Source organism: Streptomyces sp. NPDC002868, assembly GCF_055563295.1.
Map to the genome: position 1 here is coordinate 694482 of NZ_JBVHDR010000003.1, position 16682 is coordinate 711163.

Below are 16682 nucleotides of genomic sequence, written 5' to 3' on the forward strand. Positions count from 1 at the left end.
CTAGACCCACTCGTAGGTGCGGTGGTAGCCCTCGGTGCCGCGGTACGCCAGCACCGGCTCCCGGCCGCCGGGGCCGGCGTCGAAGAAGCGCCGGTAGCGCTCGACCTCGATCTTGCGGTTCTCGACCGGGACCAGGCAACGGCTGTTCTCGGCGAGCAGCTCGGTGTACTCGGCGAAGCCCAGTTCGACCCGGGCGTTCAGCCGGCCCGCGATGTCCAGCTCGGCGAGCGCGGCGCGGGAGCCCTCGTCGATGAGTCCGCTGAAGAACTCGGAGGCGCAGCCCGAGCCGTACGAGAACAGGCCGACCCGGGCGGTGCCCCGGTACGGGGCGTTGTCGATGAGGCTGGCCAGGGCCAGGTAGACGGAACCGGAACAAAGGTTGCCGACCTGGCTGGGGTAGACCAGCGAAGGCGACACCCGGGCGGCGAAGTCCGCCTCGATGGCGTCAGGGGTGGCCCGGGCCTGTTCCCGCATGAGTTTGCGGTGTGCGGCCCTGACCAGCCCGGCGAACGGGGTGTGCAGGGCGAGTTGGTCGAAGGTGGTCCGCAGGTCGACTTCGGCGACCTTGCCGCAGTAGTCGGCGAAGCTGTTGGACAGGCAGTCCAGGTAGGCGAACAGCGAGCCGTCGACGTCGGCGATGTCGTAGTCCGGCATCGGCCGCGCCGAGTCCATGGTCTCGTAGGCGTGCGCGCCGAACGCGCCGAGGTCGAGGGCGAGGACCCGAGGATCGTCGCCGAGCAGCATGGCGGAGGCGCCGGTGCCGGTGGCGGGTTCCGCGTAGCCGGCCCGGGCGTCCACCATGGACACGTCGGTGGCGATCACCAGCGCCTTGGCGCCCGGGGAGACGCCGGAGGCCAGGTAGCCGGCGGCGATCTGCAGGGCGCCGGTGGCGGCGTAGCAGGCCTGCTTGACCTCCATCACCCGGCACTTGCGGCTCAGGCCCAGGAACTCGTGGACGTACGAGGCGATCGACTTGCTGAAGTCGACGCCGGACTCGCTGGAGGTGAGGATCAGTTCGATCCGCTCCTTGTCCTGCGGGGCGAGCCGGTTGACGATCGGAGCGGCGGCGTTGACGGCGTTGGTGATCGGGTCCTCGCAGGGCAGGGCGATCGAGCGGGCCCGCATCATCAGGTGGCCGATCCGCTCCTGATCCAGGCCGCGACCCTCGAACAGCTCGGCGGTGGACAGTTGGGCGAAGCCGGCGTGGACGTTCAGCGCCTCGATGCCGATCCGGACGGTCATCGCTGCTTCACCTCCACCAGGAAGTCGATCAGGGCGTCGATGTCGGGCACGGTGCTGAAGCCGGCCATCGGCTCGCGCACTCCGAGCGCGTCGATCAGCGCCATGATGATCTCCACCCGGTCCACCGAGTCCGCGCCGAGGTCCTTGAGGTGCTTGTCGCCGGTGATCTGCTCGGCGGGCACCTGGGGCAGGATGGCGGCGACGGTCTCGTGCACCAGGCGGGCCACTGCGGCGCGGTCGGTGTCACTGCGCTGCGGCATTCGAGCCCTCCAGTCGTACGTGCAGGGTGCAGACCGCCAGGCAGCGGCCGCTCGCGGCGTCCTCGACCACCGCGTTCCAGCGTTCCTCGGCCGGGTCGTCGCGGCGCCGCCAGGAGCGCAGCCGGATCCGCAGCACCGAGTCTCCGTCGGCATTGCCGAGGTAGCAGAGCTGGTGATCCAGCACCGTTCGATCGAGGAATCTACGGTCGGCGCGTCCCTGGTTCCGCCACATTTTGAGCAGGGCGCCGTCGATGATGGAGAAGTACGAGGCGAAGTACAGGAGTCCGACGCCGTTGATGTCACGGGTGATGTCGATCGGGTACTCGACCTCGTCCGCGGCCACCAGCTCCTCCCACTCCGGGTCCTGCGGGTCGTGGAAGGTCTGCCGGACCCGGGCCGACCCGTACGCGGCCCGCGGCGAGTAGGCGGCGGGCAGCTGCGGCAGGTGGGCGTGCCGGAAGTCGGCCGGCGCGGAGGTGATCAGTCCCTCGTTGCTGTCGGCGTGACTACGGGTGACCCAACGGTTGAAGTTCTGCACGTACAGGCAGTCGGGCTGCCGGGCCGCGAAGAACTCGTCCGGATCCAGGCCCTGTTCGGGCTTCGCCTCGGAGCCGGGCGGCAGTCGGCGGATCCGGTGCAGGGTCAGCACCGACTCGCTGCCGTAGCCGAACACCCGCGAGGTGGTCTCGATCCGGTCGCCGAAGGTCAGCGCGCCCGGGTGGAGCTGCCCGCCGGAGCGGACCCTGAAGTAGTAGAAGGAGAGGTAGGTGGGCTGGCCCCGGTCGTTGAACGCGTTGAACGCGTCGGTGTCGCAGACCTCGCTGACGGTCTCCCAGGTCCAGTCGCCCACCTGGCCGACGAACAGCGAATTGTGCCCGCACATCCCGGGTTTGACGGTGACCAGCCGGCCGACCGAGCCGTCGGGGGCGCGCCACACCTCCGGCCGCAGCAGCGAATCCTGGGTCCCGGGCATCACTGCGCCCCCTTCACGGTGGTCGGTGTGTCGTGCCCGGTGTCGTGCTCGGTGTCGGGCCCGGTGTCGTGCTCGGTGTCGTGCTCGGAGAGGAAGGCGGTGAGAACGGAGTTGAACACCTCCGGCTGGGTGAGCGCCGGGAAGTGGCCGGCCCCGTCGATCTCCGCGTACCGGGAGTCGGCGATCGCGCCGTGCAGCAGGTGTGCGGTCTTCTGCGGGATCACCGAGTCGTAGCGGCCCTGGACGACCAGCGTCGGCACCGCGATCAGGGGCAGCCGGGACAGCAGGTCCGGTTCGGTGGCGAACACGTCCAGGTAGCGCAGACCGGTCTGCGGGTCCATGCTCTCGGAACGCAGCAGCACTCCCTCCAGTTGCAGGCGCCGCTGCTCGTCGGGAGCCTGCGCGCCGCTGGCGGCGATCTTGTCGAAGTCCTCCTGCAGCACCACGTCCAGGCGGTTGACCTCGCCGACCCGGTTGGCGCACTTGTACGAGCTGCAGATCAGGGTCAGCGACGCCACCTCGTCCGGGTGCTCCAGCGCGTAGGTCTGAGCGGTCAGGCCGCCGAACGAGGCACCCGCGAGGTGCACCGGCCCGGTCGCGCCGAGTTCGCGCAGGGCCGCCCGGTGCACCTGGGCGAGGCCGTGCAGGGTGAGGTCGGCGGAGGCGTTGGTGCGGCCGATGCCCGGGGCGTGCAGCACCACCACCCGGTAGCGGTCGCAGAGGTCGGCGAACTGGTGGCGGAACACCCCGGCCCCGATGTTGAACGGGTGGATGAACAGCAGCGTCGGCCCGGTGCCCGCTATGAAGGCCTCTACCTCGCCGCCCTGCGGGACACTGACGATCCGGTGCTCCACCGGCGCGCCGAAGTCGGTCAGCACGCCCAGGTTGTCGTCCTTCGCGCGGACGCCCTCGCGCAGAGCCGCCTTGATGTCCTCCGGCACCACCGCCGCAGGGTGGAACACCGCCTGCGCGGGGGCCGCGGTCGGGTCGACCGGGATGAGCTCGACCGGCGCCGGGCCGGAACGGTGCAGCCCGGCCAGCCGCTTGCCGATCTCCCGGATGTCCGAGGTCTCGGTGCCGACCGGGACCGCGAGCCGGATCAGCGGCGCCGCGCCCGCACCGGTGGCCAGGTGCGGGCCGCCCCGGACGCCGGTGTGCTCGAAGATCCAGTCCAGGCAGGACGGCACCGGGTGCTCGAAGTCCTCGAACTGCTTCATCGCGCCGGTGTCCAGCAGCACGCAGTGCCCGGCCGCCGGGCCGATCACCGGCAGGCCCGCCCGTGACAGCAGGCCCCACAGCATCTTCACCGCGGCCCGGCGCCGGCCCACCTGCTCGGCCACGCCGCCGGAGTCCGCGAGGGCCGCCGCGATCTGCCGCCGGCCTGCCAGGTTGACCTGGTGGCCGCGGGTCGAGATCTGCTCCCGCAACCGCTCGACCAGGCCCGGGCGGGAGGTGGCGACCAGACCGCCGAAGTCGATGCCGAAGTCCTTCGACAGGCCCATCGTCACCGCGTCCGCGGTGGCCAGCAGATCCGCCGTCACCTTCCAGATGCCCCGCCTCTGTGCGCTCTCCTCGTGCTCCGCCACGAACGCCGCGTTCTCCAGCGCCCGGGTGGCGTCCAGCACCAGCGGGACCCCGGCCGCCACCGCGATCCGGCGCACCTCGCGCAGGTTCGCCAGCGAGATCGGGTATCCGCCCTGGGCGTTGTCACTGAGTTCCAGGCAGATCATCGACACCCCGCCCGGCCGCTCCGCGAGGATCCGCTCCAGGGCCGCCACGTCGACATCCCGGAACGGGCCGGTCCTGGTGACAGGCCGGCAGTCGGGCAGCGCGACCGGCTCGAAGCCGTTGTCGGCCAGGCTCATCAGAAAGGTCGGGAACAGCCCGTTGTGCACGGCCGCCTGCCGGATGCCCGGCCAGGAACGGCACAGCAGCGCCTCCGCGGTCCGCCCCGACGGGGTCGGCACCACGCACTCGAAGTCCAGCCATGGCACTCGGGGCAGGCCCTCCGCCCCGAGTTCCACGCCCGCCGCCGCCTTGGTCAGCCGGGCCGTCCGCTCGGCCACCGCCGGGGTGGCCAGCTCGGCCCACGAGTCGGTGATCAGGTCGAACCGCACCGCGGAGGTGGGCAGGGTGATCGGGTTGTGGCCGTACGCGGAGACGCTGTCGGCCGGCTGCGGGACGGCGGCCCGAGCGGGTGCCGGACGCTCCGGAGCGGGAGCCGCGGCCGGCTCGGGCGAAGCAGGCCGGACCGGGTCCGGAGCCTCGGCCATGGCCATGGACGCGGCCTTGGATTCAGCCTTGGATTCGGCCCTTGAATCGGCCTCGGAGTCGGCCTTGGATTCGGCCCTTGATTCAGCCTTGGAGTCAGCCTTGGAGTCGGAATGGGCCCAGACGTCGTCAAGGGCCTCCGGCGCGGTGGTCTCCAGGTCCGGGCTGGCGATCATCAGGATCACGTCGGCGACCGCGCTGCGCCGCTCGTCGTCCGGCTGGCACAGGTAGATCGTCGAGTTGGTCGGGCGGAACTTGTTCTTGAACTGGAAGTTGCCCTCGTCGAAGATGCCGACCGTCCGCAGCTCGGCCAGGCCGTTCTCCACCTCGGGCGAGGAGTTAGGGGACTCGCCCGCCTTGACGCCGAAGCTCGCGCCGAAGCTGAAGATCTCGACGCCCTCGGCCGCCAGTTTCTCGATGATCCGGACGATCGCGAACTCGAGACCGCCGAGCGGCGCCTCCTTCGGGTAGAACTCCAGGTCGAGCAGCCAGCCGGACTCCGACGGGATCTTCGTCACGATGATCGCGCTGGCCAGCTCACCGTCCACCCGGGTCAGGAACATCCGGTGCCGATCGGCGAGTTGGCCCCGGCCGATTTCTTCGCTGACCACCGCCACGTACGGGTTGACCATCTGCTTGGTCTCGCCCCAGCGGCTCATCATCGCCACGATCTCCTGGTCGACCGCGTGATCGCTGCCCACCCGGTACTCCTCGGTGGCGCACTCCCCCGCCGCGGCGAACCGGTTCACCATGTAGCGCAGCCGGCGCATCCGGGTGCCCGCCATGGTGAAGGTGCTCAGATCGTCCAGCCGCTGCACCGCGCCGAACGGCGTGGCCGTGAACGGCTGACCGGCCACCGACTCGATGTGTTCCACCGAGAGGAAGTTGGGCTGCAGACCGTGCCGGTCCGCGTAGGCGACGTACTGCTCGATCAGCTTCGGGAAGTACTCGCGCGAGCCGACATAGCTCCACGCGAACAGCACCCCGCCCTTCCGCGAGAAGTTGAAGTACCCCTCCCGCTCGGTGCCCAGGAACATCAGCGGCGCGATGTCACGCCCCGCGAGGCCACCTTCCTTCGCCCACCGCGCGTCGACCTCCGCGACCGCCGCCGCCAGCTCCGGACGCTGCGGCAACTGTCGCTTGCGCAGCACCGTCCAGCCGCCGGCCGGCTGCTGCGACCGCGCCGCGACCTGCGTCGGGGTGGCGGGCTGCTCCGGACCGGCCGCCGTCGAGGACAGCACCTCGCGCAGGCCGACGGTCGTGGCCGGGCCGTATTCGGCGAGCAGGTGCTCGGTCAGGGCGGGCACCGTCGGGTGGTCGAACATCAGAGTCTTGCGCTGGGCACCGAACCTCTTCTCCAGCGCGCCCACGGTGCGCAGCATGTCGAAGGACGTCAGGCCGTCGTCGGCGAACGCGACACCCGGGGTGAGGGTGCGGCCGGAGATCATCGAGATCAGGTCGCCCAGCAGCTCCTGCGGGTCGAGCGCGGACCCGACGGGCGGTGCGCCGACGGGGGCGGGGGTGGGGGTGGGGAGGGAGAGGGGGACGGGCTCGGGCGCCGGTGCCGGTACCTGTGCTGGCGCTGACTGCTGCTCGGGTGCGGGTGGCTCCTCCATGGCGACCACCACGGCCGCGGTCAACTGCTCGACGCTGTCGTAGTCGTAGAGGTCGGCCGCCTTGAGGTCCAGGCCGTAGTGGTCGTTGAGGCCGCGGACCAGTTCCATCCGGAAGATCGAGTCCAGGCCCAGGTCGACGAACGAACTGGTCATCGAGATCGTCGCCGGATCCAGGCCGAGGATCTCCGCCAGCCGCAGGTGGATCAGGCCGGCGATCTCCTCCCGGACCTCCGCCGACACGTGGACGACAACAGGCTCCGGGACGGAGGCCGAGGCCGGGGCCGGAGCGGAGACAACGGCCAGGTCCGGGACGGCGACAACGGCAGGAATCGGGGCCGCAGGCACACCGGCCGTAGCGGCGGCGGCAGTTGTTGTCGCGGTCGCTGTCAGCTTGATCAGGCCGCCCGGGCTCCGGACCGGGGTGGTGTCAGGTGTCGGGAGCGGAGCGGTGCGGGCCACAAGCTCGGCGGTCGCGGGGACCGCCGGGGCGGGGGTGGCGGTGCGGGGGGTGAACCAATGGCGCACGGGGTTGAGGGGGAAGCCGGGAAGCGGGAGGCGTCGCGGGCGCGTGGCGGGCCAGTGGGACGCCCATGCGGTCCGGCCGGTGTCCAGCCACTCGCGGGCGGCGGGGTCGGAGGGGACGTCGGTGGACTCACCCCTGGAGAGGGCGACGAGTTGGGCCAGCAGCCGGTCGCGGTCGGCGGACGTGAGGACCACGCGTTCGGCGTGGGCGTCGCGTCCGGTCTGCAGGGTCCAGGCGACACGGGCGGCCTCGACGTCGGGGTTGGCCTCCAGGTGCCGGGCGAGTGTCGCCGCGTAGTCGCGCAGGGCCGCGGCGGTCGGCGCGGAGAGCGGGAAGAGCCGGGCGGCGGGCGGGAGTTCGGTGGACCCCGGGGTCTCGTCGTGGTACTCCTCGAGCACCACGTGGGCGTTGGAGCCGCCGAAACCGAAGGAGCTGACGCCCGCCCTGCGGACGGTCCGGCCGGCGCCGTCGACGACGCCGTCCCAGCGTGCGGCACGGTCGTTGACGTAGAAGGGGGTGCCGTCCAGGCGGAGGTACGGGTTGAGTTCGGTGAGGTGCAAGGAGGCGGGCAACTGACGGTGCTTCAAGCTGAGCAGGGTCTTCAGCACGCCGGCGATTCCGGAGGCGGCTTCCAGGTGGCCGATGTTGGTCTTCACCGCGCCGAGGGCGATGTGCGGGCGGGCGGCCGGCGGCAGGCCGGCCTCGGCGTACAGCTGGGCGAAGGCGCGCTTCAGGCCCTCGGTCTCCACCGGGTCGCCGAGCGAGGTGCCTGTGCCGTGGGCCTCGATGTAGCTGACAGTGCCCGGCGACAGTGCGGCCCGGTGGTACGCCTGGACCAGGACCTGGGCCTGGGCCTCGGGGTTGGGGGCGGTGAGCGAGGTGGAGCGGCCGCCGTGGTTGACGGCGGTGGCGCGGATCACGCCGTGGATGTGGTCGCCGTCGGCCTGCGCCCGGTCGAGCCGCTTGAGCACCACCGCGCCCGCGCCTTCGCCTCGCACATAGCCGTCGGCCGCGGTGTCGAAGGTCTTGCACCGGCCGTCGGAGCTGAGCATCCCGGACTTGGTGAACGCGGTGAACAGGCCTGGGCTGAGCGTCGCGTTGACGCCCCCGGCGATCGCGAGGTCGCAGTCGCCGTCCAGGATCGCCCGGACTGCCCGGTGGATCGCCACCAGCGCGCTCGAGCACGCGGTGTCCACCGCCTCGCTGGGGCCGCGCAGGTCGAGCAGCCGGGAGACCCGGTTGGCGAGCACCGCGTGCGACAGGCCGGTGGCGGTGTGCGCCTGGACCGCGACGCCGTTGGTGCGCATCAGGTCGTCGTAGTCGGTGGTGGAGACTCCCGCGAACAGGCCGGTGGCGCTGCCCGCGAGTGCGGACGGCCGGTAGCCCGCATTCTCCACGGCCCGCCACACCACCTCGAGGAAGAGCCGCTGCTGCGGGTCCATCAGGCCCGCCTCCGTGGCGGAGATCCCGAAGAACGCGGCGTCGAAGTCGGCGATGTTCTCCAGGAACCCGCCACGCAGCTCCCGGGTCTCCGGGTCCTGGCGCAGGTCGGTGCGGTCGGCGGGGACAGGGCCGACGAGGTGGTCCCCGGCGGCGAGGTGCCGCCAGAACGCGTCCAGGTCGGTCGAGCCGGGCAGCCGGCCGGCGACGCCGACGACCGCGATGGGCGTCGGGCCGTACAGCGACTCCGGCTCCGACTCCGGCTCCGACTCCGGCTCCGGCTCGGGCTCGGGCTCGACGACGACGGCTGCGGCGGGTGCGACCGGCCGGGGTGTCACCACCGCCGCGGGCCCGGCCGGCGGCGGTGCCGACTCGGCGATGGTCGCCGTCGCCTGGCGGACCGTCCCTGAGATGACGTCCGCGTGGTGGGTCACCAGGTAGCGGGCGAAGTCGTCGAGGGTCGGGCATTCGAACAGGACGGTGGGCAGCAGGTCGAGACCGTAGGTCTCGTTGACGTCGACCGAGAGCTGGGTGAGCGTGATCGAGTCGAAGCCCGAGTCCAGCAGCTCCCCGTCCATATCGACCTCGTGCTCGTCGACCAGCAGGAACCCGGCGGCGATCCGGCGCAGTTCGGCCCGCACCGCGAGGTCCGGGTCGACCGCCGTACGAACGGGTGCCGGGGCCGGAGCGGACACCTGCGCAGCTGCGGACGCGGAGGCGGCCGCGGCCGCGGGCACCGCGGTGGCGGCGCCCTCGACAGCGACCAGCACCGGCTCCTCACCGCCCAGTGCCTGGCAGAACACCCGCAGGCCGGTCTCGGTGGTCATCGGGATCATGTTCCAGCGCTGGGCGTACAGCCGGAGGGTGGCGTCGTCGACCCGCATGCCGCCGTCCTTCCACAGCGGCCACGCGATGGCGACGGTACGTCCGTTCCGCAGGCCTTGCGCGCGCAGGCGTTCGCGTGTCTCGGCGAAGCCGTTCAGGTAGGCGTTGGCGTAGGCGTAGTCGACCTGGCCGATGTTGCCGACCTCGCCGGCCAGCGAGGAGAAGACGGCGAAGAAGTCGAGTGGCCGCTCGCCGATCGCGTGGTCGAGGTGGGCGACGGCGAGCTTCGGAGCCAGCACGGCCTCGACCTCGGCGCGTTCCTTGCCGACGGCGCGGCCGTCGTGCACGACCCCGGCGGCGTGAATGACGCCGTGCAGTGCGCCGTAGAGGTCGATGGTCTCCTCGACCACCAGGCGGGCCTGTTCGGCGTCGGTGACGTCGGCGCGCTCCCAGTGCACGGTGACGCCCCTGCCGGCGATTTCGTCGAGGCGGTTGCGGGCGGAGCGGTCGGGTCCGCTGCGGGTGACCAGGACCAGGTTGATCGGGCGGCCGTGGACGGCCATGAACTCGGCGACCCGGACGCCGAGGGCGCCGGCGCCGCCGGTGATCAGGTAGGTGCCGCCGGGGCGGAGCGCGAGGTCGGCGGGCTCGCCACCGGTGGCAGGGGTGAACTCGGTGAGCCGGCGCAGCAGTCGGGCGCCGTCCTGGTAGCCGGTCTGGACCACCGCGTCGTCCGCGGCGGGAGCGGTGAGGTCGGCGAGGATCCGCCCGGCGGTGTCTCCGTCCGGGCCGACCGCGAGGCAGCTGCCGGTGAACGAGCTGTCCTCCAGGGCGAGGCTGCGCAGTGCGGCGGCCACGGCGGTGTGCTCGGGCTGGGCGTCCTGCGGCGCTCCGCGGTGCGCGTAGACGGCGCGCAGCGCGGTGCCCGCGGGGGCGGCGGCCAGCAGGGCGGTACAGGACCACAGCAGCGGGAGGAATCCCGCGTCCGGATCGGCTCCGTCGGCGCCGGCTGCGACCACGACCGCGTTCGGCAGCGCGCCGGTCTCGGCGAGGTGGGCAGCGAGCCGCCGCAGGTCCTCGCGGTCTCCGGTGGCTACCGTGTACCGGTCCTCGCCGGTGGCGGCGAAGACGGCGCCGGGGCGGGCCAGGACGGCGCGGGTGCCGCGTCCGTCGAGTCGGCGAGCGAGTTCCCCACCGAGTTCCTCGTCCACCGCGACGATCAGCACCGTCGACGGGAGCGGGGTGGCGACACGGGCGAGCGGCTCGGGTTCCCAGACCGGGCGCAGGTACCGGCAGGCGGTGGCCGGCTCGGCCGGTGCGGCGGGCGCCGCGGTCGCGGGGAGCGGCTCGGCGGAGTAGTCGGGCAGCCAGTGCCGACTGCGCTCGAACGGGTAGGGCGGCAAGTGAACCCTGCGGGGGGGCGGCGCGATCCAGCAGACCTGCCAGTCGACGGGCACGCCGGCCGTCCAGAGCCGGGCCAGCTTCGGGAGTCGACGCTTCGCCAGCATGGTGGCGACCAGCGCGGCCCCGTCCTCGTCGTCGAGCAGCGACCAGCCGCCGACGTCCCCGCCGGCGCTGCCCGCGACCACCCCGGAGCTCTCCGTCCCGCTCACGAAGTCGCGTAGGCGGTCGGCGAGTTGCGGGGTGTCGGTAGCCAGCACGGCGAGCCGCTCGGCCATCTCGCGGCGCCCGATCTGGCTGGTGCGGGCCAGTGCGGCGAGCGGGAGTTCGGCGCCGCCGGGGGTGGCGAGCAGTTCGGCGACCCGCTCGGCGTAGCGGACCAGCTGGCCCCGGGTGCGCGCGGACAGCAGGAACAGCTGCTCGCCGTCGTCCGGTCGGGGCTTCGCGGGGGCGGTGCGGGGGCGGTACTCCTCCAGCACCACGTGGGCGTTCGCGCCGCCCGCGCCGAAGGCGCTGACGCCGGCCCGGCGCGGGGAGCCGTCGGCGGGCGCGGGCCAGTCGACCGTCTCGCGCGGCGGGTAGAACGGCGAACCGGAGAAGGCGATCTTCGGGTTGACGTTCTCCAGGTTGACGCATCGGGTGATCCTGCCGTGCTGGAGCTGGAGCACGGCCCGGGTGAGTCCGGCGATTCCGGCCGCGCCCTCCAGGTGGCCGATGGCGGCCTTGACGGAGGAGACGGCGCAGCGGAACTCCTCGGGGGCCGCTCCCAGTTCCTTGAAGGCCCGGGTGAGGCTGGCGATCTCGATCGGGTCTCCGAGGGCGGTACCGGTGCCGTGCGCCTCCAGGCTGCCGATGGTGCGCGCATCGACGCCGGAGCGGCGCACCGCCTCGGCGATCAGCGCGGCCTGCGCCTGCGGGTTGGGGACCGTGTAACCGCCGGTCTTACCACCGGCGTTGACGGTGCTGCCCTTGATCACGGCAAGGATCTCGTCGCCGTCGCGTTCGGCGTCGGCGAGCGGCTTGAGCAACACGGCGCCGACGCCCTCCCCGGGCACGAAGCCGTCGGCGCGCTCGTCGAAGACCTTGCAGGCGCCGTCCCCGGCCAGCATGTTGAGCGAGGACAGCGACACGTGGTGCGCAGGGTGCAGGATCAGGTTCACGCCGCCCGCGAGGGCCATCCGGCACTCGCCGCGGCGCAGGCTCTCGACGGCGAGGTGGACCGCTGTCAGCGAGGAGGAGCAGGCGGAGTCGACGGCGAAGCTGGGGCCCTGGAAGTCGAAGTGGTAGGAGACCCTGTTGGCCACCGACCAGTACGCGGAGTGTGCGCCGGAGAGCTTGCCGTGCGCCCAGCCGGTGGCGGCGAGTCGCCCGTACGAGCCGTACATGACGCCGGCGAACACCCCGGTCATCGTCTCGTGGGTGGAGCCGCCGAGGTAGCCGGCGCGGTCGAGCAGGTCCCAGCAGGTCTCCAGGAACAGGCGTTCCTGCGGGTCGATGTCGGCGGCGTCGCGCGGCAGGATGTTGAAGAAGGCGGGGTCGAACTTGTCGATGTCGTCGAGGAATCCGCCCCACCGGCTGTAGCTGCGGTCGCTGCGGCCGCGCTCGGCGTCGAAGGTGGCCCGCCAGTCCCAGCGGTCTGCGGGGACCTCGGTGATGGCGTCGCGGCCGTCCTCCAGGTTGCGCCAGAAGGTCTCCACGTCCGGCGCGCCCGGGTAGCGTCCGCTGACCGCGATCACGGCGATGTCGGCGGCCTCGCCGTGCGCCGCCGGTCGGGGGCGGGCTGGCTCCGCGACGGGCACGGGCGGCGGCGTCCGCACGGCCTGGGCAGCCGGGGCGACCGGCGCGGGGTCCGGCGGCGCGGCCTCGACCTGCGGTGCGGCGGGGCGGAGCAGTGCGGTCAGCTGCTCGGCGCGGTCGGTGCGCAGGTGGTGGGCGAGCTGATCGATGGTCAGCTGCTCGAACAGCAGGGTGGCGGGCAGCGCGCCGAGGTCCTGCTCCATCCGGTAGACGATGTTCTGGCCGACCAGGGAGTCGATCCCGTACGTCTCGAAGGTCGCGTGGTCGTCGAGTTCCGCGGCCCGGAACTTCAGCACCTCGGCGAAGATCTGCCGCACGTAGTCGCGGACCTGCGCCGCGGTCAGCTCCGGTGTCTGCTCGGCTGTCACGTTCAACTCCCGTTCGCTCGTCACCAGGCATTGCTCGAGTTCGTCCTCGGGGGTGCCGGGGATCCCGCACACCCCCGTCACCCGGAATCCCGCATCGGCCAGGGCGGCCCGCCACTGGGCGGGGCCGAGCAACGCGGAGTCCGGGAGGCGGCGCTGCGGATCCTCGAATCGCCACCAGCCCTCGGTGAGGCCGAAGGTGAGGGTGACGAACGCGGAGGAGCGGGTCACCTCGTTCACCGCGAGCACGCCGCCGGGCCGCAGCAGCGTGCGGACGTTGGCCAGGGTGCGGCCGAGGTCCCGGGTGGCGTGCAGCACGTTGGTGGCCAGCACGATGTCGGCGCAGCCCGGCTCGAAGCCCTGGGCGGCGGGGTCGCGCTCGATGTCCAGAAGCTCGTAACGCATCCCGGCCGCACGGTGGTTGGCCTCGCCGTGTCGTAGGAAGGCCGGCGAGATGTCGGTGTAGCGGTATGCGGTCGGCAGTCCGGCCGCGGCGCAGGCGGCCAGCACGTGGCGGGTGGCGGAACCGGTCCCGGCTCCGATCTCGACGATCCGCAGCGGCCGCTCGCCGCCAGTGAGCCGCTGCGCGGAGCCGACCACCTCGGCGGCCATCAGCCGGTGGAAGTGCTCCGCGCCCGGCCCGTCGGCGTAGACCGGTTCGACAAGGGCGGGCGAGCCCTTCGGGAACAGCACCTCGGTTGCGGCGACCCGGCCGGACAGGATGCCCGGGAGGCCGGCCACGCAGACCCGGAGCAGCTTCAGGTGCGGCGCCATCGCGGGGTGGGCGGCGGCGAACTCGGCGACCGGCAGCCGCGCCGGGCCGAGCAGGGCACGCCGGAAGGTCAGCGTCCCGTCGCTGTCCAGGGTGGCGGCGCCGGATCGTTCCAGCACCCGCAGCACCGCGCCCAGCACGGAGCGGTTGCGGCCGCCGGCGCCGAGCCGATCGGCGAACTCGTCGAACGCCAACGGCTGGTCCAGCGCGGGCAGTTCGGGCAGTGCGGCGAACTCGGCGCGGAGCAGGTCGGCGGCCACCACGTCGAGTGCGGCGAAGCCGGCCCTGGCCCGGGTCAGCGGGTCGTCGGCCTCGGCGCGGACGCCGAGCCGGGCCAGTCCGCACGCGTCGGCCTTGACCACCACGGCCTGCGGCAGGCCGGCGGCCAGCACCCGGTCGAGCGCGGCGAGTCCTTCGGCGGGCTCGATCGAGCCGACGCCGAAGCCGGCCAGCCGTTCGCCGTAGCGCTCATCGGCGACCACCCCGACACTGCCCCAGAAACCCCAGTTGAGCACCTGCACGGGGTAGCGGACCCGGGAGTCCAGCCACTGCGCGTAGGCGTCCTGGAAGGTGCTGGCGGCGGCGTACGCGGCCTGGCCCGCCGAGTCGGTGAAGGAGACCGCGGAGGAGAACACCGCCAGCAGGTCGAGCGGGTCCTCGCGCAGCGCCTCGGCGAGTGCGGCGGTGCCGGCCACCTTGGGCGCGAGCACCTCGCGGAAGGTCCCCGGGTCGGCGTGCAGCAGCGTCCGGTCACGCAGGTCGAGGGCGGCGTGCACGGCGCCGTTCAGGGTGCCGAAGCGGGCCCGGGCGGCGGCCACCGCCCTGTCGAGCTGTGCCGGATCGGCGGCGTCGGCCCGCAAGTAAACGGCCTCGCCGCCGAGTTCGGCGATCTCCGCGAGCGCCGCGTCGATCGCCGGGTCCTGGGCGCGGCGGCCGATCAGCGCCAGCCGGGCCCGGTGGGTGCGGGCCAGGTGGCGGCCGAGGGTGCGGCCGAGGCCGCCCGCCCCGCCGAGGATCACGTACGCGCCGCCCTCGCGCCAGGGCAGTTCGCCGCCGGTCGGCCGGGCGGCCACCAGGGTGCGCCGCAGGCGCTGCCCGTCGCGCAGCGCGATCAGCCGGTCGGCGGCGGGTTCGCGGGAGAGGAGCGCGGCCAACTGCTCGGGGGCGGCCGGTGTCGTCCCGGCGTCCACGCAGCCGACCGTCCAGCGCGGGTACTCGGCGGCCGCGGTGGCGCACAGGCCGAGCAGCCCGGCAGCGTGCGGCTGCAGCGGCTCGCCGCCGGTCACCGCGACCGCGCCGAACAGGACGGCGCGCACGCCGAGTCCGGTGTGCGCCGCGCCGAGGGCCAGCAGCCGCTGGACCAGCCGGAGCATCGCCGGCACGCTCCGGTCCTGCTCGGGCCGGTGGGCGGGCGCGGGGTCGGTGAGGAAGTAGACGAGGTCGGGGACCTCGGTCACCGCGTCGCTGTCGTCATAGCCCACCATCTGTACGGCGCAACCCGTATGACGATGCGTCAGCGCGTCGGCAAGCGCACCGGCGGCCTCGGGGCGGCAGATCAGCACGGTGCCGCCACCCGCGGCCTCCTCCGGGGCGGGGCCTGCGTTCTCCCAGGCCGGCCGGAAGATCCCCGGGCCCTCGGGTACTACGGCGGCAGCGGCTGCCTCGCGGGGCACAGCGCGCAGCGAGACGCCGTCGAACCTGACGCACAGCACGCCGGACTTGTCGGTCAGCGACACGGTGAACCGGTCCTTGCCGGTGCGCCGGGCGTACGAGTACCGGGCGAGTTCGGGCGAGCGCAGCACCGTCACCCGGTCCACGGCGAACGGCAGCAGCGCCTGCGGGCCGTCCGCGTCCAGCAGCGGGGCGAGAACCTGCAGCCCGGCGTCCAGCACCGCTGTCAGCCCCTGCCACCCGGCGGGCCCGTCGGCGGGACGCAGCGTGCCCAGCGTCTCACCGCCACCGACCCGCACCTGCTCGAGGCGGCGGAACGACGGCCCGTACGCCAGGCCCGCGGCGCTGAACGCCCCGTACAGCTCGTCGGCGTCCCGGACGCCCCGGCAGCGGTCGGCGGTCAACCCGATGTCCAGCGGCGGCTCGGCGGCGAACGCAGCCGCCTCCTCGGCGGTCAGCGCCGCGAACTCGCCGCGCACGTACGGGCCGTCTCCGTCCTCCGCCTCCAGCCTGAACGAGCGGCCCGCGGCCGACTCCTCCCCCGCCAGCCGCAGCCGGCGCGGCTCCGACAGCTCGCACGGCCGCAGCCAGCGCACCGCGGACAGCCGGTACGGCAGCCCTGCGAGGTCGGCGGCCAGTGCGAGCGCCGCCGTGCCGGGCAGCAGGGGACGGCCCGCCACCCGGTGGTCGGTGGCGACGGGGTCTTCGGGGCGCACCACCGCCACGCTGCCGGCCCCACCGCCCGGGCCCGCCGACCGGTCCGGCTCCTGGGCCGACCGCCCCGTCGGAGCCGGGAACCGACGGCCGTCCGCCGTGCCGGGCACCACCGCGTGGTCGGTGACGGACGGGCCGGTGATCCAGTAGTGCTCCTGCGCGAAGGGGTACGTCGGCACCGTCACCCGCCGCCCGCCGGCCGTGAGCGCCGCCCAGTCGGGAGTGCCGCCCCGGACGTACGCGGCGGCCGCCCGCACCAGCGGGTCGTCCGAACCGGCGGCCTCCTCCTCCAGGCCCGCGGAGTCCGCGAGGTAGCAGCCGCGGTGCTCCCCGCCTGCCGTCAACTTGCGTAGCTGCACAAGGAGTTCTTCGCGGCCTTGGGTGAGCAGCGCGGCGCGGACCGGCAGGTGTGTGCGGCCCAGTGCGCGGGTGTAGGCGATGTCGGCGGGTTCCAGCGCGGGGTCGCGCTCCAGCGCCTCCGCGAGGTCCGCGGCGACCTGGGTGAGCGTCTCGGGCGTCCGGGCCGACAGCGGGACCAGGCGGCGGGCCGCCTCCGGCCGGCGCTCCGGCGCGGGGCGGGCGGGCGGTTCGGCCAGCACCACATGGCAGTTGGTGCCACTGAAACCGAAGCTGCTGACCGTGCCGACCCGGACGCCGTTCGCGCCCGGATCCCACGGCGTCAGTTCGCGGACCACCCGCAGGCGGCCGCCCGACAGGTCGAGCTTGGGGTTGGCCTCGTCGAAGCCGGGCAGCGGGGGCAGAGCGCGGTGGCGCAGCGCGAGCACGACCTTGAGCAGCCCGGCGATGCCGGC

The 16682-nt window shown here is 73.3% G+C and carries 4 protein-coding genes (1 of these 4 only partly in view); all 4 read right to left on the reverse strand.

Features of this window, described 5'->3' with window-relative positions; translation table 11 throughout:
• Tightly spaced (each overlapping or abutting the next), the 4 genes in view from ACZ3H8_RS13850 to ACZ3H8_RS13865 form a layout consistent with a single transcriptional unit that may run on beyond the window.
• A complete protein-coding gene (locus ACZ3H8_RS13850) occupies positions 1-1242 on the reverse strand; it encodes a hydroxymethylglutaryl-CoA synthase family protein (protein WP_467401210.1) in 1242 nt (413 codons plus the stop codon).
• Positions 1239-1502, reverse strand: coding sequence for an acyl carrier protein (locus tag ACZ3H8_RS13855; RefSeq protein ID WP_391976592.1), 264 nt, complete (start codon positions 1500-1502; stop codon positions 1239-1241). The genes ACZ3H8_RS13850 and ACZ3H8_RS13855 overlap by 4 nt, the downstream gene beginning before the upstream one ends.
• Positions 1486-2475, reverse strand: a complete 990-nt coding sequence (locus tag ACZ3H8_RS13860) for an LnmK family bifunctional acyltransferase/decarboxylase (RefSeq protein ID WP_467401214.1) — start codon at positions 2473-2475, stop codon at positions 1486-1488. Before ACZ3H8_RS13860 ends, ACZ3H8_RS13855 begins: the two co-directional genes overlap by 17 nt.
• Positions 2475-16682, reverse strand: the 3' portion of a protein-coding gene (locus ACZ3H8_RS13865; protein ID WP_467401216.1) for an SDR family NAD(P)-dependent oxidoreductase. The gene runs 7326 nt beyond the window's last position; only the last 14208 of its 21534 coding nucleotides appear in the window; its start codon lies off the right edge, out of view — the gene reads right to left on this strand; its stop codon occupies positions 2475-2477. The genes ACZ3H8_RS13860 and ACZ3H8_RS13865 overlap by 1 nt, the downstream gene beginning before the upstream one ends.